Origin of the sequence: Streptomyces sp. Alt3 (assembly GCF_030719215.1) — a bacterium.
In the GTDB taxonomy this organism is placed as follows: domain Bacteria; phylum Actinomycetota; class Actinomycetes; order Streptomycetales; family Streptomycetaceae; genus Streptomyces; species Streptomyces glycanivorans.
In genome coordinates, this window is sequence record NZ_CP120983.1 from 4836374 (window position 1) to 4862451 (window position 26078).

Here is a 26078-nt window from a genome sequence, read left to right on the forward strand (position 1 = left end):
GCGCGCCACCTGACCGTGCGCGCCCGGCGGGGCTCTCCACCAGGGGAGCACCCTTGCGCCGCTATTTCGCCCGCAAACTTCTCGTCTACGCGCTGACGTTCGTCGTCGCCGTCACCGTCAACTGGATGATCCCGCGCTTCATGCCCGGTGACCCGGTCTCCGCCATGGTCGCCCGCGCCCGCGTCTCGCAGCCGGAGGCGGCGGAGGCGATGCGCAGCTACTACAACAACCTGTTCGGCTTCGACGAACCCCTGTGGCAGCAGTACCTCCACTTCTGGGGTGCGCTCCTCCAGGGCGACTTCGGGATCTCCATCTTCGTCTTCCCCACGCCCGTCGGCGACGTCCTGCTCGACGCGCTCCCGTACACGCTCGGCCTGATGATCCCGGCCGTCCTGCTCAGCTGGTTCGTCGGCAACTGGATCGGCGCGCTGTCCGCCCGCCGCAAGGTCCTGGACAACACCGTGCTGCCGGCCGGATACCTGCTGACCGCGATGCCGTACATGTGGATCGCAGTCATCCTCGCCTGGGCGCTGGGGGCCAAGGCGGGCTGGTTCCCGATATCCGGTGGCTACAGCCTGGACATCCAGCCCGGCTGGAGCGCGGCCTTCGTGCTGGACGCCCTGCACCACTGGGTGCTGCCGTTCCTCTCGCTGTTCCTCGTCGCGCTCGGCGGCTGGGCCATCGGCATGCGGAACATGATCATCTACGAGCTGGAGTCCGACTACGCGTCGTACCTGTCGGCCCTCGGAGCGCCCCAGCGGCTCATCCGCCGCTACGCCTTCCGCAACGCCGTCCTGCCCCAGGTCACCGGGCTCGCCCTGCAACTGGGCGTGCTGGTCGCCGGGGCGCTCGTCACCGAGATCGTGTTCGCCTACCCGGGGCTCGGCTCACTGATCCTGGCCGCGATCCAGAACCAGGACTTCTTCCTGCTCCAGGGCGCGTTCCTGTTCATCGTCATCGGCGTACTGATCGCCAACTTCCTCATCGACATCGTGTACGTCGTCGTCGACCCCCGCACCCGTACGGGCATGGCAGGAGGCACGTCATGAGCACACTGCCCGACCCGGCGCCCGAGGCACCCTCCGCCGAAACCCCCGTGGCAAAGCCCGGCCGCGAGTCGCTGCACTACGCGGTCCGCAACCCCAAGCTGATCATCGGGGCGAGCCTGGTCGCGATCCTGCTGGCGGCCGGCGTCGTGGGCCCGATGCTGCTCGACAACGGCAACCCCAACGAGTACGTCGGACCGCAGGCGTCCGCCCCCGACGGCACGTACTGGCTGGGCACCACCACCTTCGGGCAGGACGTGTACGCGCAGTTCGTGCACGGGCTGCGCGCGACCTTCCTGGTGGGCGTCGTCGGCGGTGCCATCGCCGCCGTCATCGCCATGCTCGTCGGCTTCCTCGCCGGCTACCGGGGCGGAGTCACCGACGAGATCCTCAACATGCTCACCAACGTCGTCCTGGTGATCCCCGCCCTCGCCGTCCTGCTGATCATCAACGCCTACATGGGGGTGCGCAGCGTCGCCGTGCAGGGCCTCTTCATCGGCCTGACCTCGTGGCCCTGGGCGGCCCGCGCGATCCGCGCGCAGACCTTCTCGCTGCGCACCCGGGAGTTCGTGGACCTGGCCCGGCTCAGCGGGAGCGGAACCTGGCGGATCGTCTTCCGCGAGATCGCGCCCAACATGAGCTCGTACCTCTTCATGATGTTCATCCTGCTCTTCGGCGGGTCCATCCTCATCGCCTCCTCGCTGGACTTCATCGGGCTCGGCCCGACCGAGGGCGTCTCGCTCGGCCTGATGCTCCAGAGCGCCCAGCAGTGGAGCGCGCTCCAACTCGGCATGTGGTGGTGGTTCGTCCCTCCGGGCGCCGGGATCACCGCGATCGTCGGCGCGCTCTACGTGGCCAACGTGGGCCTCGACGAGGTCTTCAACCCGAAGCTGAGGGAGTCCTGAGGACATGACCCTGACCGTCAACGACCTGCGGGTCCACTACCGCACGCTGCGCGGCGAGGTCCGGGCCCTGGACGGCGTCGGCTTCGACCTGGCGGACGGCGAGATCCTGGGCCTGGCGGGCGAGTCCGGCTGCGGCAAGACGACCCTGGGCAAGTCGCTCATCCGGCTCGACGGCCGGATGAGGCACGCGGGCGGCACGGTGACGCTGGACGGCGACGAACTGCCGCTGTCCGACGACCGCGCCATGAACGCCTACCGCTTCCACAAGATCTCGCTCGTCCCCCAGTACTCCATGAGCGCGCTCAATCCGACCCGCCGGATCGGCCGCATGATCCGTGAGCTCCTCGCCTCACGAGGCGTCACCGTGGACACGGACGAACTCCACCGGCGGCTCGCCCTGGTCGGCCTGGAACCCGACGTCCTGGACCGCTACCCGATCGAGCTGTCCGGCGGCATGAAGCAGCGCACCGTCATGGTGATCTCCACGCTGCTCGACCCTTCCGTACTCGTCGCCGACGAGGTCACCTCGGCCCTGGACGTCTCCAACCAGCAGGCCGTCGTCGGCGCCCTCACCGGGCTCCGCGACAAGGGCCTGGTCACCAGCATGATCTTCGTGACCCACGACCTCGCACTGACCTCGCACATCGCCGACTCGATCATGGTGATGTACGCGGGCAAGCTCGCCGAGAAGGCACCCACGAAGGCGCTGACGAGCGGGCCCCGCCACCCGTACACGAGGATGCTGATCGGCTCGCTGCCCCAGGTGGGCGCCCGTCACAAGGACAAGCCGCTCAGCGGCATCGAGGGCTCCCCGCCCTCCCTGCTGGACCCTCCCGCCGGCTGCCGCTTCCGCGCCCGCTGCCCGCTCGCCGACAGCGGGTGCGCCGAGGAACCGCCGGTCGTCGAGGTAGCACCCCGCCACACCGTCGCATGCTGGAAGGCGGCCTGATGCTGACCCTCGACCGTGTCACCAAGACCTTCCGGGCCGGCGCCTTCGGCGGCGGTTCCGTCACCGCGGTGGACCGGGTGTCCTTCCAGGCGTCTCCCGGCGAACTGGTCTCGCTCATCGGCGAGAGCGGCAGCGGCAAGTCCACCATCGGCCGCATGGTCCTGGGGCTCACCCACGTCAGCGCGGGCAGCCTCACCCTGGACGGCGAACAGGTCCGGCCCGGCAAGGACTTCTACCGCCGGGTCCAGGGCGTCTTCCAGGACCCCTTCAGCTGCTACAACCCCGTCTTCAAGGCCGACCGCGTCTTCGCTCTCGTCCGCCGCGCCTACCACCCGGGCGTCTCCGACAAGGAGTGGGCGGACCGTGTCGAGAAGGCGGTACGGGACGTACGCCTGGACCCCGGCCAGGTGCTCGGCCGTTACCCGCACCAACTGAGCGGCGGGCAGCTGCAACGCCTGCTGATCGCCCGCGCCCTCCTGCTCGACCTGCGCTTCCTGGTCGCCGACGAGATCACCAGCATGCTCGACGCCTCCACCCGCATCGATGTGCTCAACCTTCTCGCGGGGCTCAAGGAACGCGGCCTCGGCGTCCTCTACATCACCCACGACCTCTCGCTCGGCACCTACCTCGCCGAGAAGACGGTCGTGCTGCGCGGCGGCCGTGTCGTCGAACGCGGCGACACGCAGAAGGTCTTCGGCAACCCCCTCCACCCCTACACCCGCACCCTGCTGGCCGCGGTGCCCCGGCTGAACCAGCCCTGGACGTCCGCGGAACCCGTGGAGGTGTGCGCCTTCCACGCGGGCGGCGCACGGGACACCGACCTGTACGAGACCGAGCCGGACCACTTCGTCGCCTGCGCCGGACTCCCCGACTGCGGAAGGACCCTCGCGTGACCCCTCGCCACCTCCCCCTCCACGACGGCTGGACGCTCACCGCCGACGGCCCCGTGCCGCCGGTTCTCCCCACGGGCGGCGTCCCCGCGGCCGTGCCCGGCTGCGTCCACACCGACCTGCTGGCCGCCGGACTGATCGACGATCCCTACCTCGACGACAACGAGGAACGGCTCGGCTGGATCGGCCGCACCGACTGGACCTACCGCACCGACTTCGTGTGGTCCGACGACGGGCACGAGTTCACCGACCTGTGCTTCGACGGCCTCGACACCGTCGCCACGGTCCTGCTCAACGGCACCGAGGTCGGCTCCACCGCCAACCAGCACCGCAGCTACCGCTTCCCCGTGCGGCAGTTGCTGCGCGAGGGCCCCAACACCCTCGTCGTACGCTTCACCGCCCCGTACACCTACGCCGAGGCGCTCCGCGACAAGCTCGGCGACCGACCAGGCGCCTACGCCGAGCCGTACGCCTTCATCCGCAAGATGGCCTGCAACTTCGGCTGGGACTGGGGCCCCACCCTGGTCACCTCCGGCATCTGGCGGCCCGTCGCGCTTCAGTCATGGACCGGCCACCGCATCGCCGAGGTGGAGGCCGTCGGCGACCTCGACGGGGACGGGGTGCCGCGCCTGTCGCTCACCCTCGACACCGACCGTGCCGGGGACGGCCCCCTGGAGGCGTCGGTGGAGGTGGCCGGCGAGCGGACCGTGCTCACCGTCCCGGCCGGCGAGGACCGGGCAGCCGTCACCCTCTCCGTCCCCGGGGCCGCGCGATGGTGGCCGCACAGCCACGGCGAGCAGCCGCTGTACGACGTCACCGTCCGCCTCGGCGACGACGCGTGGAGCGGAAGGACGGGCTTCCGGAGCGTCGGCCTGGAACGTGAGGCGTTCCGGATCTCGGTGAATGACGAGCCGGTCTTCGTACGCGGGGTGAACTGGATCCCCGACGACTGCTTCCCGGCGCGGATCACCCGGCAGCGGATCTCCGACCGCCTCGACCAGGCGATCGCCGCGGGCGTCAACCTGATCCGGGTCTGGGGCGGCGGCCTCTACGAGAGCGACGACTTCTACGAACTGGCCGACGAGAAGGGGCTGCTGGTCTGGCAGGACTTCCCGTTCGCCTGCGCGGCCTATCCGGAGGAGCAGCCGCTGTACGACGAGGTGGCCGCGGAGGCCCGCGAGAACATCGTGCGGCTCGCCCCGCACCCGTCGCTGGTGCTGTGGTGCGGCAACAACGAGAACCTGGAGGGTCACGCCGACTGGGGATGGCAGGAGAAGCTGGAGGGCCGCACCTGGGGGCACGCCTACTACCACGAGCTGCTGCCCGCCCTGTGCGCCGAGATCGACCCCTCCCGCCCTTACTGGCCCGGCTCGCCCTACTCCGGCTCCCCGGAACTGCCCCCGCAGGACCCCGCCCGGGGCACGGTCCACCTCTGGGACGTCTGGAACCGCGTCGACTACACGCACTACGCCGACACCGCGCACCGCTTCGTGGCGGAGTTCGGCTTCCAGGGCCCGCCCGCGTACGCCACCCTGCGCCGGGCCGTCAGCGGTCCGCTGAGCCGGGGCGCCCCGCTGATGACCCACCACCAGAAGGCGGAGGACGGCGACCGGAAGCTGCTGGAGGGCCTGGGGGACCACCTTCCGCAGCCCGGGTCGTTCGACGACTGGCACTGGCTCACCCAGTTGAACCAGGCTCGCGCGGTCGCCTTCGGGATCCGGCACTTCCGCTCGCACGGTCCGTACTGCACGGGCTCGATCGTGTGGCAGCTCAACGACTGCTGGCCGGTCGTCTCCTGGGCGGCCGTGGACGGCGACGGCCGCCGCAAGCCGCTCTGGTACGCCCTGCGCTCGGTCTACGCGGACCGGCTGATGGCCGTACGGGACGGCGCCCTGCACCTGGTCAACGACTCCGCCCTCGCGTGGGAGGGCGCGCTACGGCTGACACGCCGCTCCCTGGACGGAACCGTCCTGGCCGAGGAGACGGTGACCGTGGCCACGGGCGCCCGCGGGGTCACCCGTGTGCCCCTGCCGCCGTCGGTCGCCGAGCCCGACGACAGCACCCGCGAGGTGCTGGTGGCGGAGCTGGGCGAACTCAGGACGGTCGAGTTCTTCGAGGAGGACACCCGTGTCGCGCTGCCGCCGGCACGTTACGACGTGACTGTCACCCAGGGTGACGAGGCGGGCATCGGCTACCGGGTCACCGTGACGGCGCGGACGCTGCTTCGAGACCTCGCGCTCTTCCCCGACCGGCTGGATCCGGCGGCCGAGGTGGACGACATGCTCGTCACGCTGCTGCCCGGCGAGCGTGCCGTCCTCCACGTGACGGGGGCGGTGCTGAAGGACCCGGAAGCACTGGGATCCCGGCCCGTTCTCCGGTGCGTCAACGACCTCGTCGACGGGTGAGGTGGCGGGCCCCTGGCGAACGGTGGCGCGCCCCATGGCGGATGAGCCGTACGGGTGCGGCGAGTTTCCGTCATTCCCGTTTGCCGGGGTTCGTCCCGCTCCACCGGGCGGGGCGTGTGCTGACGGGGTGGGCGGTGTCTGACGGACCCTCACACGATCAATAAAATAAGACAACATCGAGTTGATGTTCCGCTGTTCGAGGGATGCCCCCGGATAGGGTCTTTGCCAAACGCGGAGTCGCGCGCCCACGCCCGGGTGGTGGAATGCAGACACGGCGAGCTTAAACCTCGCTGCCTCCTCGGGGGCGTGCCGGTTCGAGTCCGGCTCCGGGCACCACCCGCGCCGCCGGTGGAGCCGCCCGGCCTCCCGTTGCTTCGAGCGCTCCGCGGCCACCGTTCGATCGTCACCCGCCTGTGACCGCCCCTACGGCGGAGCGGCCGCGCGGTCGCCCGGTCACTGTGCGTACCGAACCGTTCCGCCGCGCGCCGCCGCCCGGGCGCCCGCGCATGGCCGACTTCCCGATCGTGCTTGCGTGCCTCATGCAAGTAGTTGGTACGTTAAAGGGCCGTTAAAGTCGATCCGCACGGGGTGGGACCAGATATGGCTTGGGACGAGTGGGAGCAACTCAAGAGTGAGGCGGCTCGTAGACACTCGACGGGGATGCAACTGAACCAGGTTCCGTCCGAGGGCGGGGCTGGGGCCGGACCGCAGGGGGACCTCAAGGTCGACCAGCAGGACCTGGCCGCGGTGGGCGACAGCGCCTTCAAGCTCTTCGAGACGCTCGGCAGGCACGGACGTGACGCCTGGTCGGTCAGCCAGACGGCGGCGAAGGACCTGACGACGCAGGGCTTCGATCTCGGTGGCGGCCTGGACCACGTGCAGGAACGGTGGGAGAAGCAACTCCAGTCGTTGCTGGACGCCTGCGCACACATCTCCAACCACATGGACTTCACGAGGAACGCGCACGCGGGCGACGAGTACCACATCTACTCCACGGTGAGCAGCATCTCCGCCCTTGACGACGGCTTCACCGAGAGGACCCAGCGCTGATGGACCTCGAAACGCTGCGGGACGGTGATTTCGCGAAGCTCGGCGAGGCCCTCACAGGGTGGAAGGGTGTGGTCGACAAGCTCAAGACGATGGAGGACGCCGCCCGGGACGACCTGAAGGCGAAGGCGGACAAGGCGAACTGGGCCGGCGAGAACGCGACGATCACCAAGGAGTTCGTCACCAAGACGGTGGGCGAGTTCTCCGACGCACACACGCAGGCTACGACGATCCACAACATCCTCAAGGACACCCGCGACGAACTCGTCGGGTACAAGGAGGAGCTGGACCAGGCGCTGGAGCGTGGCAGGAAGAAGAACATCACGGTGGTGCCCACCGGCGGTGGCGGTTTCACCGTCACGATGCTCATCCACCCCGACCGGGCCGCCGAGGGCACAGAGGTGGCCGATCACTCGCAGCAGGACGTCGATCACCTCCGTGACGACGTACAGAGGATCCTGGGCAGGGCGACCGAGAGCGACAGCAGCGCGGCCCGAGTGCTGAAGACCATCGCCGACCAGGCCGAGGTCGGCTTCTCCGGGGCGAAGTACGGGGACCGTGACGCCGCCGTCGACGCCGTGGAGAAGGCCGAGGCAGCGGCGAAGCTCATCAAGGAGAAGGGCGACGAGATGTCGCCCGCGGAGTTCCGGAAGCTCAACTCCACCCTCGACTCGTACAAGAACGACCCGCTTTTCCAGGAACAGTTCGCGAGGACACTGGGTCCCAAGGGCACGCTGGAGTTCTGGGCCGACCTCACGGACGTCTCCTCGCCGAACGACCTGGCGCGTACCCAGCGGGACCAGCTCGGTGACTTCCAGAAGAACCTCAGCCTGACCCTCGCAGGAGCCACCCAGTCGGACAGCCCTGCCATGCGGCAGTGGGAGAACGACATGGTGAAGTCCGCGGGCGAGCAGTACCAGACGCACGGTTCGCGGGTGTACGGGTACCAGCTGATGAGCAACCTGATGCGGGTCGGTGACTACGACGACGGATTCCTCAACAAGTACGGCGACTCCCTGGTCGAGACCGAGAAGAAGATGAAGCTGCCAGGGAACTACTGGCAGGGTCTCGGCAGTCCGGTGCCGAAGATGAACTTCATGGACGGTGACGACTTCGGCCGGGACCCGATGACGGGCTTCATGACGGCGCTTTCCAACAGCCCCGACGCGTCCACGGAGTTCTTCAACTCCAAGGACCCCCAGGACAACGCGGAATGGGTGCTGAAGGAGCGCACGTCTTTCGATGACACGCCGCTGGCAGACGGGCCCAACCCGGCTCTGGAGGCTACTGGCAAGGCGATGTTCGCCGCGGTCTCGGGCGTCAGCGACCCCGACGCCCCGGGCGCGGAGTTCGCCGCGCACACGCCGCAGCAGACGGATGCCATGAAGCGCTCGCTGGAGTACCTCGCGGCCACAGGCAACGACTTCCCGTCGGAGCTGCGCGACGACATGGCCAGGGCCATGGGGAACCACGGGGAGACCGTCCACAAGGCCATGAGTGACCCGCTGGGCTCACATGGGCTGCCTGCGGACCAGCTCATGGAGGTGAGTAAGCAGATCTCGCGGAACAAGGACACGTACATGCTGCTCGGGGAGCAGATGAACCACGCCATGAGGGCCGACATCCTCACCGAGACGGCACACCCTGAGGACAGTCTCACCAAGGCCGGCAGGACCGTCGGATTCCTTGAGGAAGCCAGGTACCAGGCCACCAACGACGAGAAGGACGGTGACATCACCGACGCGTCGTGGAAGAAGGCATGGACGTACCACCTGGTCGGTGGTGTGCTCACGCCGCTCGGTGGCGGTGTCATCGGGGACCCGTTGCAGCGGGGGGTCGACGCGATCACCACGGCCGTGCTCCAGGACGAGACCAACGAGATCAACGACAAGGCCACGGCTGATCACCAGAACACCTACCAGCGGCGTAACCACCAGCTCCACAGGCTGGCGGACGAGTGGTACTCGGTGAACTCGGATTGGGCGGAAGATCCCGCACACGAGGGGTATTCCAAGAGTTATGGCGTGTACGACACCATCGGAGCAGCTGCCAACGACGGGAACAAGAAGGCAGAAGGGGTGGCGGGGGACCAGTGATGAGGCGATCGGTCCGTACGTCCGCCCCGGCCCTGCTCTGCGGTCTCGCTCTGCTCGCGGCCGGATGCGGCGGGGGCAGGGAGTACGCACTGCCCAAGGACGTGTGCGGGGTGCCGGTGAGTGAGAAGTCGATCTCTCCTCTGCTTCCTGAAGGAGAGAGGCTCGTGATGCAGGGTGATCGGCTGGCCGATATGTCTGGCATGTGCTTCGTCACGGTGGACTCGCGCGAGGGCGTGGTCGCCGGTGTCGAGAAGACCGACAGGTTCTACGACCCGATGGGTGAGCTGGTCGAGTACAAGTTCACCAACCGTAAGAAGATGGGTCCTTTGCCGTTCGGCGGAGCAGGGGCCATGGGAGACAAGAACTTCGTGATCAGCACCCCGTGCGGCACGCCCGATGTCTCCCACCTCACGGTCTCCGTCAGTGTCGGGGAACGTGCCGAGGAGGACGCGGACCGGCGCCGCGCCGACATGGAGGCGTTCGCCCTGACCTTCGTCCCGTCGGTCAAGAAGGAGCTGGCCTGCACCGCCTGACCGCACTTCCCGGATCCGGGCAGGTCATGCCTGGATCCGGGGGGAATCCGTGCCTGCGGAGGATGGATCTTCTCTCAAAGATCCTCCTCTGGCACTAGGGTCATTGTTTTGCCTACCCATTACTCTTAGGGGAAGGCCACGCACGGTGGCCATGGAGGAGTGAGATGAGGAGCAGCAACCCGGTCTTCTCGCGACGGGGGTTCAGCCGCGACAACGGCTACGCGGGCTTCAACGCGGCGCCGCAGGCCGGGGCCGCCACCGCGGGTACCAACCCGTACGCGCAGGGCACCGCCAACCCGTACGCGACGAACCCGTACGCCCAGCAGGACACCCAGTACGGCGCCCCGCAGGCGCCGGCGCGCTCCGGCGCGATGACGATCGACGACGTCGTCACGCGTACGGCCATGACGCTGGGCACCGTGGTGCTCACCGCCGCGCTCTCCTGGGCCCTGCTGCCGGTCGACGAGGCCAGTCTCGGCAAGTCGTACGGCATCGCGATCGGCGCCGCCCTGGTGGCGTTCGTCTTCGCGATGATCCAGTCGTTCAAGCGCAAGGCGTCGCCGGCGATCATCCTCGCGTACGCGGCCTTCGAGGGTGTCTTCCTCGGAGTGATCTCCAGCGCGGTCAGCACCTACATCGGCCCCGGCACGGTGATGCAGGCGGTGATGGGCACCATGTGTGTCTTCGCCGGTGTCCTCATCGCGTACAAGATGCGCTGGATCCGTGTCACGCGCCGTTTCTACGGCTTCGTGATGGCCGCGGCCATGGGCTTCATGCTCCTGATGGTGGTCAACCTGCTGTTCTCCGTGTTCGGCGGAGGTGACGGCCTGGGCTTCCGCAGCGGCGGCCTCGGCATCCTCTTCGGCGTCATCGGCATCATCCTCGGCGCGTGCTTCCTGGCTCTGGACTTCAAGCAGGTCGAGGACGGCGTCAACTTCGGCGCACCGCGCGAGGAGGCATGGCTGGCCGCCTTCGGCCTCACCATGACCCTGGTGTGGATCTACCTGGAGATGCTGCGCCTGCTCTCCATCCTCAACGGGGACGACTGACCCCGTAGGCGCGACGACGACGGAACGGCCCGCAGGCACCGCCTGCGGGCCGTTCCGTCTGTCGCGGGGAGGATGCGCGTGCCTCAGAGGAGCTTTCGTGCGGCTCGTCTCAGGTCGTACTCGTGGATGATCGCTTTCGCGTGCCCGTAGGTGAGGTCGTGTTCGCCCCGCAGCCAGCTGACCTTCTCCTCGAAGCGGAGGAGCGAGGGGCCCTCGTCGACGGTGCGGATCCAGGTCGCGATGTCGCGGCCGGTGCAATGGGGGATCCGGGAGAGCAGGTTGCGATGGGTTTCTTCGGAGAAGACTTGAGACATCGGCGCCTCCGACGCAGTGCGCGTTGCTGAACCTTCCCGACACCGTGCCCGAGCGTCGGCGCGTTGGCAACCATCGTGCAGGGGCGCGTAGGGTCACGGCGTGCTCGATACGACCCCGCTCATCACCGCCGTGGACCGATTCGCCGACCGCCTGCGGAGTACGCCGCAGAGCAGGCTGCAGCACGGCGTGGCCGCCGAGGCGCTGGTGACGGCCAGGAAGCTTTCCGTCCGCGCCCAGCGGGCCGAAGCGCCGGACCGGGAGCCGAGGGTCATGCCGGACGTCGGGATATTCGCGGTCGGCGACCAGGTCGCGGTCGCGGGCCGTGACCTGTCCGTGGCACTGGAAACGGCCTCGTCCCAGGAGCTGGACGAGGCCGTGCGGTGTGTCGAGGAGGCGGCTGCGCGGGCGTTCGCACCCGGGCCGCGCTAGAAGGAGGCGATGACGCGGTCGGCGAGGATGTAGACGTTCTCCTCGCCGCACGAGAACGTCAGCGCGTAGGCGCCGGAGACGCCCGAACCGCCCAGCAGCACCGGCTGCTCACCGGAGCGCAGCGAGTCGGCGAGCCGCTCGGCGGTCTCCCGGTGGCCCGGGGTCATGCAGAGCGTGGTGCCGTCGGCGAAGACGTAGACGTCGAGCGTGCCCAGCGGACCGGGACGCACGTCGGTCAGCTCCGTACCGGTGTCGGCGAGCCGCTCGAGGCGGTTCACGGTACGCTCATGGTCGGTCACGACGGGTGTCTGTACGGGGACGAAGTCCGGGTGCGAGGGGTGACGGCGACGGGCCGCGGCCAGCTCGGGGGAGTCCTCGGCGAACTCCGCGTACTCCGCGACCTCGGCGGCCTCGGGCAGGTCGGTGAGCTCCGCCAGCTCCACCAGCTCGTCCAGGGCGTCATCGGCATCGAGGCCCATCGCCTCCAGCCCCGTGAAGTCGGACTGCCGGGGCATGAAGAAGGGGATGTCGTCACCGAGGCCGCCCAGCAGGGACGGGGCGTCGGCGGCGTCGCGCGCCTCCTGGGCCGCCCAGAAGGCACGGGCCTCGGCGAGCTCGCGCTCCCGCTCCTCGGCGAGTGCCTCGGCGACCGCCGCGCGTATCTCCTCGGCGGACGTGGCGGTGTTCCGGTTCTGCTGCTCGGGCAGCGACGCGTGAAGGCTGCGGCCTTCCGCCAGCTCCGTGCGCAGGGCTGTGACCTGCTTGCGCAGCCCGTGAGCAGCGTGCAGAGCGGCGGCGCCGACGGCCGTGGCAGCGGCGGTGGTCAGCAACAGGGCAAACGGCATGGCGCTCACTGACATACTCCCGGTTTCAATCGACACCCCCGACTTCCTACATCAGCTTGTCCTGCGGCGGCACCCGCTGTCAGTGCATTACGTCACGAATTGGACAGGTCTTTCGGCCCGGTGTTCAGCTCTGTGGCTGGTGTGACCTGCAGAAACGACTCTCCCCCGGGACGCAGATCACATCCTGGGGGAGATTCGGTCACGATCGGGGCTCGCCCCGGTTCAAGAAGGCCCCCGCGCGGGAAGCGAGGCCCGCCCGGGCTTGGCATCGGGGGAGTGGACCCTGTCCCTCTCGGGCGGCTGCCGTCCGCCTGCGCTGCGGGCTGGTGCCGCCCTCGTTCCTCGGGCGACCCCAACCCTCCGCTGCGACTCAGCTCAGCCGCTCGGTGTTCGTGGTCGCGCTGAGCCTCGCCTGCGCTGCGGGCTGGTGCCGCCCTCGTTCCTCGGGCGACCCCAACCCTCCGCTGCGACTCAGCTCAGCCGCTCGGTGTTCGTGGTCGCGCTGAGCCTCGCCTGCGCTGCGGGCTGGTGCCGCCCTCGTTCCTCGGGCGACCCCAACCCTCCGCTGCGACTCAGCTCAGCCGCTCGATGACCATGGCCATGCCCTGGCCGCCGCCCACGCACATCGTCTCCAGGCCGAACTGCTTGTCGTGGAACTGCAGGCTGTTGATCAGCGTGCCCGTGATGCGGGCGCCGGTCATGCCGAAGGGGTGGCCGACGGCGATCGCGCCACCGTTGACGTTGACCTTGTCCAGCGGCAGGCCGAGGTCCCGGTAGGACGGGATGACCTGGGCGGCGAACGCCTCGTTGATCTCGGCCAGGTCGATGTCGTCGACGGTCAGCCCGGCGCGCTTGAGCGCCTGCTTGCTGGCCTCGACCGGGCCGTAGCCCATGATCTCGGGCGAGAGGCCGGAGACGCCGGTCGAGACGATGCGGGCCAGCGGGGTCAGGCCCAGCTCGCGGGCCTTGGTGTCCGACATGATGACGAGCGCGGCGGCACCGTCGTTGAGCGGGCAGCAGTTGGCCGCGGTGACGAGACCGTCGGGGCGGAACACCGGCTTCAGCCCCTGCACGCCCTCCAGCGTGACGCCCGCGCGGGGGCCGTCGTCCTTCGAGACGACCGTGCCGTCCGGCGTGGTGACCGGGGTGATCTCGCGCTCCCAGAAGCCGTTCTTGATGGCTTCCTCGGCGAGGTTCTGCGACCGCACGCCGAACTCGTCCATGTCCTGGCGGGTGACGCCCTTGATCCGGGCCAGGTTCTCGGCGGTCTGCCCCATCGCGATGTAGGCGTCCGGGACGAGGCCCTCCTCGCGCGGGTCGGTCCAGCTCGTGCCCTCCTGCTCAGCACGGGCGGCGGTGCGGGCCTCGGCCTCGGCGAAGAGCGGGTTGTGCGTGTCCGGCAGGCTGTCGGAGTTGCCCTTCACGAAGCGGGAGACCATCTCGACGCCGGCGGAGATGAAGACGTCGCCCTCGCCGGCCTTGATGGCGTGCAGCGCCATGCGGCTGGTCTGGAGCGAGGACGAGCAGTAGCGGGTGACCGTACAGCCGGGAAGGTGGTCCATCCCCATCTGCACGGCGATGATGCGGCCCAGGTTGTTGCCCTGCTCGCCGCCGGGGAGACCGCAGCCGAGCATCAGGTCGTCGATGTCCCTCGGGTCCAGCTCGGGGACCTTGGCCAGTGCGGTTCGGATGATGGTCGCGGTCAGGTCGTCCGCACGCACATCCTTGAGGGACCCCTTGAAGGCCCGGCCGATGGGGGAACGGGCAGCAGAGACGATCACGGCTTCGGGCATCACGCGGCTCCATGAGGGCTGGAAGGCAGGAAGGCTGGGCTGCCTTGGAAGTTACCCGGACGTATAGCTGAGGTCACCAAACAGGCGATGTGATGCGGACCTCTTTTCTAAGCAACCGCTCAGTCTCCCGCGTTGTTCCCGTGGTGGCCGCCCGTTCCGTTCCCGTGACTGCCGCCTGTGCCGTTTCCGTGACTGCCGCCCGTGTTGTTGCCGCGGTGGAGGTGGCCGCGGTCCACCCACCGCCATGCCGCCGCCGATGCGCGTCCGCGCGCCGGCCCCTCGTCCGCGCCTGCCCCTTCGTCCCCGTGCGGCACAGGTTCCGTGTGGGCGGGCAGACGCCTGCGCCTGCGGTGCTTGAGCAGGGCCCAGGGGGCGCGCGCCGCCGTCACCTCCGTGCCGGCTTCCCGTGCGGCGCGGGACGCCGCCTTGGCGACCGGCAGGATGCCCTCCCGGCGCGAGCCGTCCAGATGATCGGAATCCGGCCAGAGGCCGAGGGACGCGCACAGGGTCGGCAGCATCGCCATCGCGGCGGTCGCGTACCCCTCGGCCGAGGGGTGGTAGTTGTCGGGGCCGAAGAGCTCCCGCGGGTTCGCCTCGAACTCCGGACCGAGCAGGTCGCCCAGCGAGACCGTCCGTCCGCCCTGTTCGACCGCTCCGATCGTCTGGGCCGCCGCCAGCTGCCGGCTCACCCGCCGGGCCAGCCACCGCAAGGGCTGGTAGACCGGCTCGATCGTGCCCAGATCGGGGCAGGTGCCCACCACCACTTCCGCGCCTGCGGTGCGCAGCCGACGTACCGCCGTGCTCAGACAGCGCACCGACTGCGTCGCGGGCATCCGGTGGGTCACGTCGTTCGCGCCGATCATGATCGCGCAGACGTCCGGTACCCCCGACGGATCCGCCAGCACCAGGGAGACCTGACGCTCCAGATCGTCCGACCGGGCACCCGGCAGGGCCACGTTACGAAGATCCACCGGCCGTTCGGCCACCGCCGCGAGTCCGGACGCCAGCAGGGCCCCCGGTGTCTGGCCCGCTCTGCGCACCCCCTGGCCGGCAGCCGTCGAGTCTCCCAGCATGACGAAACGCAATGGGTCGGTGGGGCCGGCGAACGCCACCCCGTACCGTCCGTCCGCGCTCGGCGGGACGGGGGCCTTACCCCCGCCCACCTGTCGTTTCGCCAGTTGCACCTCGGCCAGCACCAGGCCCACCGTCGCCGCGCCGATCAGTCCGACGCTGCCGCCCCCGTAGGCCGCACCCGCTGCGATCCGCCGTGCCACCCTCGCTCTCGACACAGTCCGGTCCACCTCCTCCGTGCCGTACAGCCGTACACAGCACTACCTGCCCCGTGGGGGGCGTAGCTCAATCGCTTCGACCGATCTCCTGCCCGTACGCATACTCTTGCCTGAATATCTCGGAGACCCCGGAGTACACGGTGCAATTCCACGATTCGATGATCAGTCTTGTCGGCAACACCCCGCTCGTCAGGCTGCGCAATGTGTCGGCAGGCATTCAGGCGACGGTCCTGGCCAAGGTCGAGTACTTCAACCCCGGCGGGTCGGTGAAGGACCGCATCGCGCTGCGCATGATCGAGGCCGCCGAGCAGAGCGGCGAGCTGGAGCCCGGCGGCACGATCGTGGAGCCGACCAGCGGCAACACGGGCGTGGGCCTGGCCATCGTCGCCCAGCAGAAGGGCTACAAGTGCATCTTCGTCTGCCCGGACAAGGTGTCCACGGACAAGATCAACGTTCTGCGCGCGTACGGCGCGGAGGTCGTCGTGTGCCCCACGGCCGTCGACCCGGAGCACCCGGACTCGTACTACAACGTCTCGGACCGCCTGGTCCGTGAGACGCCGGGTGCCTGGAAGCCCGACCAGTACTCCAACCCCAACAACCCGCGCTCGCACTACGAGACCACGGGCCCCGAGCTCTGGGAGCAGACGGAGGGGAGGATCACCCACTTCGTCGCGGGCGTCGGTACGGGCGGCACGATCAGTGGCACGGGCCGCTACCTCAAGGAGATCAGCGAGAACCGCGTGCAGGTCGTCGGCGCGGACCCGGAGGGTTCCGTCTACTCCGGCGGCTCGGGACGCCCGTACCTCGTGGAGGGCGTCGGTGAGGACTTCTGGCCGAGCGCCTACGACCGCACGGTCACGGACGAGATCGTCGCGGTCTCCGACAAGGACTCCTTCCAGATGACGCGGCGCCTCGCCAAGGAGGAGGGCCTCCTCGTCGGCGGCTCCTGCGGCATGGCCGTCGTGGCGGCACTGGAGGTCGCCAAGCGCCTCGGCCCCGAGGACGTGGTGGTCGTCCTGCTGCCGGACAGCGGCCGCGGGTACATGAGCAAGATCTTCAACGACGAGTGGATGGCCGACTACGGCTTCCTGGAGGACACCGGCCCGTCGGCCAGGGTCGGCGCCGTCCTCGACTTCAAGGAGGGGCCTCTCCCCTCGCTGGTCCACATGCACCCGGAGGAGACGGTCGGAGACGCCATCGACGTGCTCCGGGAGTACGGCGTCTCGCAGATGCCGATCGTGAAGCCGGGTGCCGGCCACCCCGACGTCATGGCCGCCGAGGTCATCGGTTCCGTGGTGGAGCGGGAGCTCCTGGACGCGCTGTTCACCCAGCGGGCCACGCTCCAGGACCCGCTGGAGAAGCACATGTCGGCCCCGCTTCCGCAGGTCGGCTCGGGAGAGCCGGTCGAGGACCTGATGGCCGTGCTCAGCGGCGGCGACGGTGCCGACGCGGCCATCGTCCTCGTCGAGGGCAAGCCGACGGGCGTCGTGAGCAGGCAGGACCTGCTGGCCTTCCTCGCGAAGGGCTCCTCGGCCCCGAAGCAGTGACCCGCGTTCTCCGGGGTTCGCGAAAACGGTACGAGCGCGACACGTCGGCGCAGCACCGGCTTAACACGGCTCCGGCAGAGTAATGGGTGTCGGCAGGGAAACCCGCCGACACCACATACGGCGACACGGACTACGGAGCGGCTCCCGGACCTCCACCGTCGCCAGGACGTGACACCCGGCCCTGACCCGGGGATCGCGCCCCTCGCGGGGACCGCCGTCGTCCCGCCCTCCGGGCAACCGGGGGTGCGGCGGTCCCCGCGACTATTCATGTCCGCGGACGTCCGGGCTCATCGCCCGTCCCGCGCTCCCCGCCGGCTCCCAGACTCTTCCGTGCGCCTCACGGTACGAATCCCGGGCGCCGGGTCGGTGGGGCCGGCCCCACCGACCCGGCGGTCCGCCGCGCAGGGCGGGCCTTGCCCGTTCGGCGTAGCGTTGTTGCCGGGAGACGGGAGGCGCGCCCATGGCCACCACGACATCGTCCGCCCGTGCCATCCCCCGCACGTCCGGGACACGGGCACGTATGGTCAACGAGGCCGAGCTCAGGGCGACGCTCTCGACGTTCCGCGAGCTCTCCGACGAGGACTGGCGGCGGCCGACCCACTGCACCGGCTGGACCGTGCGGGACATGCTGGCCCACACCGTCGGCCAGTACGAGGAACTGCCACGCCCCTGGGTCGCCGTGCGCCGGATCCGTCGCGCCGCACGGACCCATCCGCACCTCGGGCGGCTGGACGGGCACAACGAGATCCAGATCGAGGACCGGCAGGCCGTTCCCGGGCGCGAACTGATCGGCGCCCTGGCCCACTTCGCACCCCAGGCGCTCATCGCCCTGCGCCGCGTCCCGGCCCCGGTCCGCCGCAGAACCCGGCTGAGCCTCCTCTACCCGGAGGCGAGGGCCCTGCCCGACGACTCGGTCGACTACCTCGGGAGCGTCCTCGTGGTCCGCGACACCTGGATGCACCGGGTGGACCTCGTCGACGCCCTCGGGGCCGATGTGGCCCTCGACGGCCACGACCGGGAGATCGTCGATCAGGTGGTGCTGGACCTGGCCCTCGCCTGGACGGGCCCCGCCGTGGAGATCGACCTCCACGGCCCGGCGGGAGGACGCCACCTGCTGGGCATCGGCACCCCGGCGGCCACCCTCCGCGCGGAGGCGCTCGACTTCGCCCGGCACGTCTCGGGGAGGCCGACGCGAGGCCGCCTGGAGCTGGAGGGCGATCCCGGGGCGCGGGAGGCGCTGACGGCGGCACGCGTCGTGTTCTGAGACCTTCGGCGCCCGCACGCACGGTCCGGGTGCCCGCACGCACCGCCTGGGTGCACGGTCCGCGCCACAGTCCGGGCGCGCGGTCCGCACACTTGGTCAGGGCGGGTGCCGAAGAAGCTCACCGGGGAGTCGCCCCGGCGAGGAAGGCCTCGGGTGTGACGGCGTACCCCGTGGGGTTGATGACGGCGACGGGGGTGCGGTCGATCAGGACCGTCGGGGTGGAGCGGACGCCGCTCGTCTCGAACGCCGCCGCCACCTGCGCCGCCCAGGGCAGATAGGTGCGCTCCATGACCTTCTGCCGGAAGGCGTCGGTGTGCAGCGCCTGGACCTCGTCGGCAAGCCGCAGCAGGGTGTCGCGGTCGGCGAATGCGTCCACGTCCTCGCTGGGCTGATCGGCGTACAGGGCCCGCAGATAGTGCATGAACGGCTTCTGGCCCTCGTCCGCCGCGGCTCCCAGCGCGGCCAGCGCCTCCAGGGAACCGCTGCCGCCGGCCGAGTCGTCGATGAACGTGCCGAAATGGTGGTCCACCGCGAACCTGCCCTCGTCGGCGGCCCGCTCCATCACTGCTCCGAGGCCGAGCTCCATGCGCTTGCAGTAGGGGCAGCGCAGGTCGGCGTAGACGCTCAGCACGTGTGCGGCATCGGGGTCGCCGTAGCGGACGACGATGCCACCCGGCCCTCTCGTGTTCGCTGGGATCATGACCCCAGGTTCGGCAGGGGCGGACGGTCCCGCAATGCGAGCGGCGTATCGGTGGGGCCGCCGGGCGCGGTGCCCGGAGCCGGGGCGAGGGTGCGGGCCGGCGGGTGTCCCCGCCGGCTGCTCTGTCAGTAGTTGCCGTTGGAGAGGATTTCGCCGCCCTCGTCGTAGACGGTGACGAGGCCGTTCTCCGAGTCCTTCCAGTCGGCGAACGCGGAGGCGAGCAGCTTGCCCTCGCCCTGGTGCGGGCCCATCATGCCGCCCGTGAAGTCGGTGTAGACATCGGCGGCGTCCAGGATTCCGTTGGACCCGTCCGCGCCTTGGACCTTGGTGACGTGCTCGGCCGCGGCCTTCTCGGCGGCGGTGCCGTTCTCGGCGACGAAGGCCTTGAACCGGTCCGCCTGCGAGAGCTTCCGCTTCTCCTCGGCGGGCTTGTCGTCGGCTGCCTCCACGGCATCGGCGGAAGCCTGCTTCTGCGGGGCTGTGGCCGCCGTCCCGGAACCCTTGTCCACATCGCCGCCGCTCGTGGCGATCGCGAGGACCATGAAGAACGCGAACACGCCTCCGAGAGCTGTGAGCACCTTGTGCCGGGCGAACCAGGACTTCTTCGGCTGAGGCTGCTGCGGCGGGACCGGTCCGCCGGGGTGGGCGGCGGGACCGCCCTGATACGGATGCTGCTGATTCTGCGGGTACTGCTGGGACATGGGGAGTGTCTTCCTGACGGCGTGGACGGAGGCGGCGCGCGTTGTGGGGCGGCCGGTCTGGGTGTGGGGGCGGCCGGTGCGGGCACGTTTTCTCCACATGCTCCGATGTGGTCGCCGACCGCATCGGATCGCGAGGGGGAATTTCACCGAAGGGTGTGAAGCCCGTCGCCCGACGTTGACGACCGGGAGCGGGTGGCGCTGGTGGCGGCATTCATCGCTCACACGCCCGCTGCCGGGGAGGGAGTGTGAGCTCCCTGCCGCGGGAGGTCGGCCCTTGGTCTGCGCGAAGCCGCCCGACACGAACTGTGGGGAACACGTGAAATCGCGGAGGCGGCGATGGTCCCGTACGGTCGCGCGCGCGTTCCAGGAGTGGACGGGGTGACCGTGGCCCCGGCCGCTGTCCGGAGCGTGGGCTGTATATGGACATGCAGAGCGCTTGCTGGCTGAATGGATTCCTCGGTGCCGGACCGGTGCGGAGGGACTCTGGAGGGGACAGCATGAGCGGGAGCAGCCCGGCTGCGCGGTTGCAGCGGCTCTTCGAGGGGCGGCGGCTCACACCCACCCAGCGGCGGATCGCGCACTCCATGGTGCGCAGGGCCGCCGATGCCCCGTTCCTCTCGAGTGTGGAGCTGGCCGAGCTGGCCGGGGTGAGTCAGCCGTCCGTCACCCGCTTCGCCGTGGCCCTCGGGTTCGACGGCTACCCCGCGCTTCGCAAGCACCTGAGGGAGGTCTCGCCCGTCGACGCGGCCGACGCGGCCGACGCGGACGGCCTGGAGGACACGCTCAACGAGTACCAGCAGGCGGTGCGGGCGGAGATCGAGAACCTGCGTCAGCTCTCCGAGCTGCTCGCCGATCCGGCGCCGGTGGAGCGGGCGGGGCGGCTGCTCGCCGCCTCCAGGCCCCTCCTCGTGCTCGGACTGCGGGCGGCCTCCTCGCAGGCCCGGGGATTCGGGTACTTCGCCGCCAAGGTGCACCCGGACGTACGGGTCGTCGACGAGGGCGGCAGCATGCTGCACGACCGTGTGGACGCCGCCAGGCGTGCGGGTGCGAGCGCGCTGATGTGCTTCGCGCTGCCGAGGCACCCGCGCGAGGTCGTGGACGCGCTGGCGTACGCGCGCGAGCAGGGGCTGACCGTCGTGACCGTGGCCGACTCGGCGTTCGCGCCGGTGGCGGCCCACAGCGATCTGCTCATCCCTGCCGCCGTGGGCACCGGGCTGGCCTTCGACACGGCGTGCGCGCCGATGCTGATGGGCCGGGTGCTGCTGGAGGCCATGTGCGACGGGCTGCCCGAGGCGCAGGCCCGGCTGGAGGACTTCGACGCGAGGGCTGCCGCACGAGGGCTGTTCGTCGAGTAGCCCCAGCTCGGTGTCAGCTCACCGCCGGTTCTCAGACGTCGCTCATCTGCGCCTATTAACCTCCGCGCCCAGAGGGTCCGCAGGGGAACCGTGGGAGAGGGGTACGGACGTGGGGCGCGGAGCGCAGTCCTTGGCGAGAGTGGCCGTGATCGTACGGGCCGGGGCCGCGCCGTTGTGGTGGCCGGGGCTGCTGGCGGCGGCCGTCGGGGCGTTCGTCCCGGGGCTCACGGGACGGCGGATCGGCCTGCTGGCCGGGGCCGCGTTGTTCCTGGTGGTCCTGGGAGCCGTGGCGCTCACCAGGACGGGGCGGTACGCGGAGCTCGCGAACGGCGCCACACGGGCCGGCCGCGGCGACTTCCTCCAGGACCGGGACGTGACCGTACGGAACTGGCGGCGGACGTACCGCTGGTGGCTGGCGGGAGCGTTCCTCGTGGCGGTCGCGAGCGCTTACGTCCTGCCGGGTGCCGGAGGGCTCGTGCTGGCCGGGGCCGGCGCCGGGCTGTGGCTGAAGGCGGTACGGCTGGGGCAGCGGGAGCGGCGGGACGACGTCCTGTACTGGGTGCGTACCGACTGGGCCGAGCGGGGCCGTCCAGCGGGCGGGAAGGTCAAGGGCTACCGGACGACCGGACCCGTGGCGGGGGACGCCGCACCTGGAGGGGCGCGGCGTCGCCGCCGGTGAGGGCGCGGAGGTCAGACCTCCAGGTCCGCCTCGATCTTCCGCAGCTGGTGGCGGGCCATCGCGAGGTTGGCCCTGCCGCCGTCCAGTACGAGGTAGAGGAACAGGCCGTTGCTGCCGCGGGTTTTGAGCAGCCGGATCAGGTGGTACTGGGTGCCGAGGGTGATCAGGATGTCCTCGATCTCGTCCTTGATGCCCAGGTGCTCCATGGTCCGGAGCTTGGCCCGTACGACGTCCGTGTTGCCGGCCGCCGCGACCTCCAGGTTGAAGTCCTTGCCACCGCCGAGGGTGCCGAGGGCCATGCCGCTGGTGTAGTCGACGAGAGCGACACCGAGGGTCCCCTCGATCGACGCCATCGCATCCTTCAGTGACGCTTCGGTGTTGGCCATGGTGTTCGTTTCCTTTCCCTGGCCGGCCCGGTGGCCGGTCCGTAACTTCGTGGTGCGTTTCCGGTCGGTGCGCGGACGGCCGGGGCCGTCCGCGGCTGGTGCGGGTGTCACGTGGGATCCGGTGTGGTGCCTCGGCGCGGCAGGGCGCCGGACTGCTGTGGGCGCGGGGGCGGCACGGGGCGGTCGGCGCGGTCCTGCGCGGCGTCGACGACCTCGCCGATGCGCGCGCCGGCGCGGCGGCCCTCGAGGTGGAGGCGGCCGACGTTGATGCGGTCCTCGGCCAGCAGGGTGAGGACGGCGGAGCGGCCCGCCGCGTAGGTGGCGATGTAGCCGTTCTCGCCGCGGATCAGGAGTTCGCGGAAGGCGCCGCGGCCGGTCGCGTCGGACATCCGGACCGATACACCGAGTGCGGCGGCGGTCAGCGCGGCGACGCCCTCGGCCTCGACGCCGGGGGTGTCCTGGGCGACGATCAGGCCGTCGGTGCTGGCGGCCAGCGCGCCCGTCAGGAGCGGCACCCGGGCGCGTAACCGCTGGAGCTCGTCGAGGACATCCTTGACCTCTGCCTCGGGCACCATCAGCTGTCTCCTCCCGGCACGCTGTCTGAGCGCGCGTATCACAGGGCCTCCAATGCGTCTCTGAGCCGGCGCAGCAGGGCGACGTCGGGGTCGTTCGTGACCTCCGGCAGCGTGATGCGGCTGTGCCCGGACAATGAGCCGGAAGCGGCCGGGCGGACCGCTTCGACCAGCCCGGCGGCCGCCAGCCGGCGCAGGTCGACCAGGGTGTGGAAGGCCGAGCGGCCCAGGTGCTGGGCGATGTCGGTGGCCGTGCGCTCGCCGTTCACCAGGGCCAGTACGTGCCGCTGGCGTGCGGGTACCGGGGCGTCGACCGAGTGGGCCGTGGGCGCGAGCGGCGCACTGTCGGTGAGCGCGTCCGGCCAGATCCGGTCCAGGAGTTCGCGGCGCCGGAGCGTCTCACGCTGCACCGCGTGCACGGGTACGGGACGGACGGGACCGATCCAGTGGGAGACCCCGTAGCGGAAGCGTGCGGGGGTGTTCGTGGGGGCCAGGGCGAAGAACGCCGCGTCGTACAGCGCCCCCAGGTGGCAGAGCTCCAGGGCGCCGCCGGGTACCCGGCCGCTGTCCACGAGGTAGCGGCCGACCCTCCGGCCCGCGCCCGCCTGGGCGATCGCGTCCCACCAGCCCTCGGAACGCAGAGCGCCGCCCGTCGTGAGCAGGACGTCGATTCCGGGGGTGGCGGGGCTCTCCGCATGGACCACCTGGCCGTCGGCGAGATACAGGGTGCCGCGGTCGCGCATCAGTGCGCCGGTTGCGCGCTCCGCCGCGAGCCGTTGCAACATCGGCGAAGGAGCGGCCCGTTCCGGTGTGCCGGGCCGGTCGGCGACGGTGGGGCTCATGCCAGGACCAGCCGCTCCGCTATCTCGCCGAGCCGTATCCGCGCCATCGCCAGGTTGCCATCCGCGCGGTCCAGCCAGAGGTGGAGGAAGACGCTGCTGTCGAAGGCCGTCTCGACGAAACGAAGGATGTGGTAGCCGGGGGCGGTGGTCACGATGACGTCCTCGACGGCGGGGACGGGCGGGCCCGTCGGTCCGGCGAACGGTCCGGCCTGAGCGAAGACCGGCTGTTCGGCGGCCATCCTCGCCACCTCGGCCGTCTCGGCGGCGGTGGCCTCGTGGTCGCCGTTGGGCGACTCGCCGATGGTGCCGAGCGCGAGACCGCTCGTCCAGTCGACCACCGAGGCACCCCGGGCGCCGGGCAGCCTCATGACCTCGATCAGGCACTCGTCGATTCCGGGCAACGCGGACTCCCCTCCCGACGTGGCGTACGGATGTAATGGAGAGGCTACGCAACGTGTGCATTCCTGGTGGGAGTTCTGGCATTTTCCAGTGGTACATGCGAACGGCCGTGTAAAGAGCCGCTGGTGGGCGCCCGGCGGTGGTCGGAAGTTGTCCGGCCGACCACCCTTCGAGTGGCGGAATTCCGCCCTCCGGTGCCCGCCGTCCGCCCTTCCCGTCGGCCACCCGGGGAGCCGCCCGCGGTGCGGTCGAGAGGCATCCCCGGGGGAGTGACCGGCCGGACGGGACGACGGTGCGCCTGTTGACTAGGAGTATTCAGGCGGACAGGATGTGAATAGGTGAGTCACATTCGCGAGGAGGCAGCCCCATGTCAGGACCCCGCCCCGTACGGGCACCGCGCGGTACGGAACTGAGCGCCCTGGGATGGCAGCAGGAAGCCGCCCTCCGCATGCTGCAGAACAACCTCGACCCCGAGGTCGCCGAACACCCCGACAAGCTCGTCGTCTACGGCGGCACGGGCAAGGCGGCCCGCGACTGGCGGTCCTTCGACGCCATGGTCCGCACCCTCCGGACGCTCAAGCAGGACGAGACGATGCTCGTCCAGTCCGGGCGCCCGGTCGGCGTCATGCAGACCCACGAGTGGGCGCCGCGTGTCCTGATCGCCAACTCCAACCTGGTCGGCGACTGGGCGAACTGGGAGGAGTTCCGCCGTCTGGAGGCCCTCGGGCTCACCATGTACGGGCAGATGACCGCGGGTTCCTGGATCTACATCGGGACCCAGGGCATCCTCCAGGGCACGTACGAGACGTTCGCCGCCGTCGCCGCCAAGCGGTTCGGCGGGACGCTGGCCGGCACGATCACGCTGACGGCCGGACTCGGCGGCATGGGCGGCGCCCAGCCGCTGGCCGTCACGATGAACGACGGCGTGGCCCTCTGCGTCGACTGCGACCCGCGCGCCATCGAGCGCCGTATCGAGCACCGCTTCCTGGACGTGCGCGCCGATTCGCTCGAACACGCACTCCAGCTGGCCGTCGAGGCCCGCGACGCGCGGCGCCCGCTCTCCATCGGCCTCCTCGGCAACGCGGCGGAGCTGCTGCCCCGGATGCTGGCCGAGGGCGCTCCCGTCGACATCGTCACCGACCAGACCAGCGCCCACGACCCGCTGGCCTATCTGCCCGTCGGCGTCGACTTCGACGACATGGCCTCCTACGCCGCCGAGAAGCCCGCCGACTTCACCCGGCGTGCCCGGGAGTCGATGGCCGCGCACGTCGAGGCGATGGTCGGCTTCATGGACGCGGGGGCCGAGGTCTTCGACTACGGCAACTCGATCCGGGGAGAGGCCCAGCTCGCCGGCTACGACCGCGCGTTCGACTTCCCCGGCTTCGTGCCCGCCTACATCCGGCCGCTCTTCTGCGAGGGCAAAGGGCCCTTCCGGTGGGCGGCCCTGTCGGGCGAGGCCTCGGACATCCACAGGACGGACAAGGCGCTGCTCGAACTCTTCCCGGAGAACGAGTCGCTGCACCGCTGGATCAGGATGGCCGGCGAGCGGGTCCACTTCCAGGGTCTGCCCGCCCGGATCTGCTGGCTCGGCTACGGCGAACGCGACCGGGCGGGCGAGCGGTTCAACGACATGGTGGCGAGCGGCGAGCTCGCCGCACCCCTGGCCATCGGACGTGACCACCTGGACTGCGGGTCGGTCGCCTCGCCCTACCGCGAGACCGAGTCCATGCTCGACGGCTCCGACGCCATCGCGGACTGGCCGCTGCTCAACGCCATGGTCAACGTGGCCTCGGGGGCGTCCTGGGTGTCCCTGCACCACGGCGGCGGTGTGGGCATGGGGCGTTCGATCCACGCGGGACAGGTCACGGTCGCCGACGGCACCGAGCTCGCGGGCGAGAAGATCCGGCGGGTCCTCACGAACGACCCCGGGATGGGCGTCATCCGGCACGTCGACGCCGGTTACGACATCGCGGAGTCCGTCGCCTCGGACAAGGGCGTGCGCGTCCCGATGACGGAGGACGACGCCCGGTGACCCGGTCCGT

The 26078-nt window shown here is 70.2% G+C and carries 25 protein-coding genes and 1 tRNA gene; 16 read left to right on the plus strand and 10 right to left on the minus strand.

What is annotated here, in order from left to right:
- Nucleotides 1-53 precede the first annotated feature (53 nt).
- The 10 genes from P8A20_RS21410 to P8A20_RS21455 all read left to right on the plus strand — a co-directional run bounded on the left by P8A20_RS21410 (nt 54) and on the right by P8A20_RS21455 (nt 10920).
- The gene (locus tag P8A20_RS21410; RefSeq protein WP_147963785.1) at nt 54-1049 is read left to right on the plus strand and encodes an ABC transporter permease; all 996 of its coding nucleotides are present in this window, start codon (nt 54-56) and stop codon (nt 1047-1049) included.
- Nucleotides 1046-1951: an ABC transporter permease gene (locus P8A20_RS21415; RefSeq protein WP_147963784.1), complete on the plus strand. Its 906-nt coding sequence runs from the start codon at nt 1046-1048 to the stop codon at nt 1949-1951. The genes P8A20_RS21410 and P8A20_RS21415 overlap by 4 nt, the downstream gene beginning before the upstream one ends.
- 4 nt (nt 1952-1955) lie before the next feature.
- Complete coding sequence (locus tag P8A20_RS21420; protein ID WP_147963783.1) at nt 1956-2900, plus strand: ABC transporter ATP-binding protein; 945 nt, start codon at nt 1956-1958, stop codon at nt 2898-2900.
- A complete protein-coding gene (locus tag P8A20_RS21425) occupies nt 2900-3793 on the plus strand; it encodes an ATP-binding cassette domain-containing protein (protein ID WP_306104054.1) in 894 nt (297 codons plus the stop codon). The genes P8A20_RS21420 and P8A20_RS21425 overlap by 1 nt, the downstream gene beginning before the upstream one ends.
- Nucleotides 3790-6195 carry a glycoside hydrolase family 2 protein gene (locus P8A20_RS21430; protein WP_147963781.1) on the plus strand — a complete coding sequence of 802 codons (2406 nt, stop codon included), beginning with the start codon at nt 3790-3792 and terminating at the stop codon, nt 6193-6195. Before P8A20_RS21425 ends, P8A20_RS21430 begins: the two co-directional genes overlap by 4 nt.
- A 249-nt stretch (nt 6196-6444) precedes the next feature.
- A tRNA-Leu gene (locus P8A20_RS21435) sits at nt 6445-6531 on the plus strand.
- Nucleotides 6532-6795: 264 nt separating this feature from the next.
- Nucleotides 6796-7245, plus strand: coding sequence for a hypothetical protein (locus P8A20_RS21440; RefSeq protein ID WP_147963780.1), 450 nt, complete (start codon nt 6796-6798; stop codon nt 7243-7245).
- The gene (locus P8A20_RS21445) at nt 7245-9338 is read left to right on the plus strand and encodes a hypothetical protein (RefSeq protein ID WP_147963779.1); all 2094 of its coding nucleotides are present in this window, start codon (nt 7245-7247) and stop codon (nt 9336-9338) included. The genes P8A20_RS21440 and P8A20_RS21445 overlap by 1 nt, the downstream gene beginning before the upstream one ends.
- A complete protein-coding gene (locus tag P8A20_RS21450) occupies nt 9338-9871 on the plus strand; it encodes a hypothetical protein (RefSeq protein ID WP_147963778.1) in 534 nt (177 codons plus the stop codon). Before P8A20_RS21445 ends, P8A20_RS21450 begins: the two co-directional genes overlap by 1 nt.
- Before the next feature lie 164 nt (nt 9872-10035).
- Nucleotides 10036-10920, plus strand: coding sequence for a Bax inhibitor-1/YccA family protein (locus P8A20_RS21455; RefSeq protein ID WP_147963777.1), 885 nt, complete (start codon nt 10036-10038; stop codon nt 10918-10920).
- Between the two features lie 83 nt (nt 10921-11003).
- Here P8A20_RS21455 and P8A20_RS21460 read toward each other — a convergent pair whose 3' ends face one another.
- Entirely contained in the window at nt 11004-11234 is a 231-nt protein-coding gene (locus P8A20_RS21460; protein ID WP_147963776.1) for a DUF4287 domain-containing protein, read from the minus strand.
- Between the two features lie 100 nt (nt 11235-11334).
- Between P8A20_RS21460 and P8A20_RS21465 the strand changes: the two genes are divergently transcribed.
- Entirely contained in the window at nt 11335-11664 is a 330-nt protein-coding gene (locus P8A20_RS21465; RefSeq protein WP_147963775.1) for a hypothetical protein, read from the plus strand.
- On the opposite strand, the gene P8A20_RS21470 is transcribed toward P8A20_RS21465, so the two are convergent.
- The 3 genes from P8A20_RS21470 to P8A20_RS21480 form a co-directional block, all read right to left on the minus strand.
- Nucleotides 11661-12524 (minus strand): hypothetical protein, encoded by an 864-nt coding sequence (locus P8A20_RS21470; RefSeq protein WP_306104055.1) that lies wholly within the window; start codon nt 12522-12524, stop codon nt 11661-11663. The two genes, P8A20_RS21465 and P8A20_RS21470, sit on opposite strands and share 4 nt — an antisense overlap.
- A 557-nt stretch (nt 12525-13081) precedes the next feature.
- A complete protein-coding gene (locus P8A20_RS21475) occupies nt 13082-14302 on the minus strand; it encodes an acetyl-CoA C-acetyltransferase (protein ID WP_147963773.1) in 1221 nt (406 codons plus the stop codon).
- A gap of 119 nt (nt 14303-14421) precedes the next feature.
- The gene (locus tag P8A20_RS21480) at nt 14422-15576 is read right to left on the minus strand and encodes an SGNH/GDSL hydrolase family protein (protein ID WP_261989038.1); all 1155 of its coding nucleotides are present in this window, start codon (nt 15574-15576) and stop codon (nt 14422-14424) included.
- 155 nt (nt 15577-15731) lie between these two features.
- Here P8A20_RS21480 and P8A20_RS21485 point away from each other — a divergent pair, with 155 nt between their 5' ends.
- Nucleotides 15732-17138: a cystathionine beta-synthase gene (locus tag P8A20_RS21485; protein ID WP_147963771.1), complete on the plus strand. Its 1407-nt coding sequence runs from the start codon at nt 15732-15734 to the stop codon at nt 17136-17138.
- 460 nt (nt 17139-17598) lie between these two features.
- Entirely contained in the window at nt 17599-18402 is an 804-nt protein-coding gene (locus P8A20_RS21490; protein WP_147963770.1) for a maleylpyruvate isomerase family mycothiol-dependent enzyme, read from the plus strand.
- 118 nt (nt 18403-18520) lie between these two features.
- Here P8A20_RS21490 and P8A20_RS21495 read toward each other — a convergent pair whose 3' ends face one another.
- Together P8A20_RS21495 and P8A20_RS21500 are read right to left on the minus strand one after the other, a co-directional pair.
- On the minus strand, nt 18521-19102 hold the full coding sequence (locus P8A20_RS21495; RefSeq protein WP_147963769.1) for a thioredoxin domain-containing protein: 582 nt from the start codon (nt 19100-19102) through the stop codon (nt 18521-18523).
- A 125-nt stretch (nt 19103-19227) separates the two neighbouring features.
- Complete coding sequence (locus tag P8A20_RS21500) at nt 19228-19803, minus strand: hypothetical protein (protein ID WP_261989001.1); 576 nt, start codon at nt 19801-19803, stop codon at nt 19228-19230.
- Nucleotides 19804-20300: 497 nt separating this feature from the next.
- On the opposite strand from P8A20_RS21500, the gene P8A20_RS21505 reads away from it, so the two are divergent.
- Entirely contained in the window at nt 20301-21158 is an 858-nt protein-coding gene (locus P8A20_RS21505; protein ID WP_306104056.1) for a MurR/RpiR family transcriptional regulator, read from the plus strand.
- Between the two features lie 139 nt (nt 21159-21297).
- Nucleotides 21298-21837, plus strand: a complete 540-nt coding sequence (locus P8A20_RS21510) for a hypothetical protein (RefSeq protein ID WP_147964143.1) — start codon at nt 21298-21300, stop codon at nt 21835-21837.
- Nucleotides 21838-21848: 11 nt separating this feature from the next.
- On the opposite strand, the gene P8A20_RS21515 is transcribed toward P8A20_RS21510, so the two are convergent.
- From P8A20_RS21515 to P8A20_RS21530, 4 genes are all read right to left on the minus strand, one after another.
- Complete coding sequence (locus P8A20_RS21515) at nt 21849-22223, minus strand: hypothetical protein (protein ID WP_033305094.1); 375 nt, start codon at nt 22221-22223, stop codon at nt 21849-21851.
- A gap of 107 nt (nt 22224-22330) precedes the next feature.
- On the minus strand, nt 22331-22798 hold the full coding sequence (locus tag P8A20_RS21520) for a roadblock/LC7 domain-containing protein (protein WP_147963767.1): 468 nt from the start codon (nt 22796-22798) through the stop codon (nt 22331-22333).
- A gap of 38 nt (nt 22799-22836) precedes the next feature.
- Nucleotides 22837-23637, minus strand: a complete 801-nt coding sequence (locus tag P8A20_RS21525) for a helix-turn-helix domain-containing protein (protein ID WP_147963766.1) — start codon at nt 23635-23637, stop codon at nt 22837-22839.
- Nucleotides 23634-24038, minus strand: a complete 405-nt coding sequence (locus tag P8A20_RS21530; protein WP_147963765.1) for a hypothetical protein — start codon at nt 24036-24038, stop codon at nt 23634-23636. The genes P8A20_RS21525 and P8A20_RS21530 overlap by 4 nt, the downstream gene beginning before the upstream one ends.
- Before the next feature lie 365 nt (nt 24039-24403).
- Between P8A20_RS21530 and hutU the strand changes: the two genes are divergently transcribed.
- Entirely contained in the window at nt 24404-26068 is a 1665-nt protein-coding gene (gene hutU / locus P8A20_RS21535; RefSeq protein WP_147963764.1) for a urocanate hydratase, read from the plus strand.
- Nucleotides 26069-26078: the final 10 nt, after the last annotated feature.

Coding starts and splice junctions, on each gene's coding strand:
- P8A20_RS21415 (WP_147963784.1), top strand. CDS start 1,046: ATGAGCACACTGCCCGACCCGGCGCCCGAGGCACCCTCCGCCGAAACC.
- P8A20_RS21420 (WP_147963783.1), top strand. CDS start 1,956: ATGACCCTGACCGTCAACGACCTGCGGGTCCACTACCGCACGCTGCGC.
- P8A20_RS21425 (WP_306104054.1), top strand. CDS start 2,900: ATGCTGACCCTCGACCGTGTCACCAAGACCTTCCGGGCCGGCGCCTTC.
- P8A20_RS21440 (WP_147963780.1), top strand. CDS start 6,796: ATGGCTTGGGACGAGTGGGAGCAACTCAAGAGTGAGGCGGCTCGTAGA.
- P8A20_RS21445 (WP_147963779.1), top strand. CDS start 7,245: ATGGACCTCGAAACGCTGCGGGACGGTGATTTCGCGAAGCTCGGCGAG.
- P8A20_RS21450 (WP_147963778.1), top strand. CDS start 9,338: ATGAGGCGATCGGTCCGTACGTCCGCCCCGGCCCTGCTCTGCGGTCTC.
- P8A20_RS21455 (WP_147963777.1), top strand. CDS start 10,036: ATGAGGAGCAGCAACCCGGTCTTCTCGCGACGGGGGTTCAGCCGCGAC.
- P8A20_RS21460 (WP_147963776.1), bottom strand. CDS start 11,234: ATGTCTCAAGTCTTCTCCGAAGAAACCCATCGCAACCTGCTCTCCCGG.
- P8A20_RS21470 (WP_306104055.1), bottom strand. CDS start 12,524: ATGTCAGTGAGCGCCATGCCGTTTGCCCTGTTGCTGACCACCGCCGCT.
- P8A20_RS21475 (WP_147963773.1), bottom strand. CDS start 14,302: ATGCCCGAAGCCGTGATCGTCTCTGCTGCCCGTTCCCCCATCGGCCGG.
- P8A20_RS21490 (WP_147963770.1), top strand. CDS start 17,599: ATGGCCACCACGACATCGTCCGCCCGTGCCATCCCCCGCACGTCCGGG.
- P8A20_RS21495 (WP_147963769.1), bottom strand. CDS start 19,102: ATGATCCCAGCGAACACGAGAGGGCCGGGTGGCATCGTCGTCCGCTAC.
- P8A20_RS21500 (WP_261989001.1), bottom strand. CDS start 19,803: ATGTCCCAGCAGTACCCGCAGAATCAGCAGCATCCGTATCAGGGCGGT.
- P8A20_RS21505 (WP_306104056.1), top strand. CDS start 20,301: ATGAGCGGGAGCAGCCCGGCTGCGCGGTTGCAGCGGCTCTTCGAGGGG.
- P8A20_RS21515 (WP_033305094.1), bottom strand. CDS start 22,223: ATGGCCAACACCGAAGCGTCACTGAAGGATGCGATGGCGTCGATCGAG.
- P8A20_RS21520 (WP_147963767.1), bottom strand. CDS start 22,798: ATGGTGCCCGAGGCAGAGGTCAAGGATGTCCTCGACGAGCTCCAGCGG.
- P8A20_RS21525 (WP_147963766.1), bottom strand. CDS start 23,637: ATGAGCCCCACCGTCGCCGACCGGCCCGGCACACCGGAACGGGCCGCT.
- hutU (WP_147963764.1), top strand. CDS start 24,404: ATGTCAGGACCCCGCCCCGTACGGGCACCGCGCGGTACGGAACTGAGC.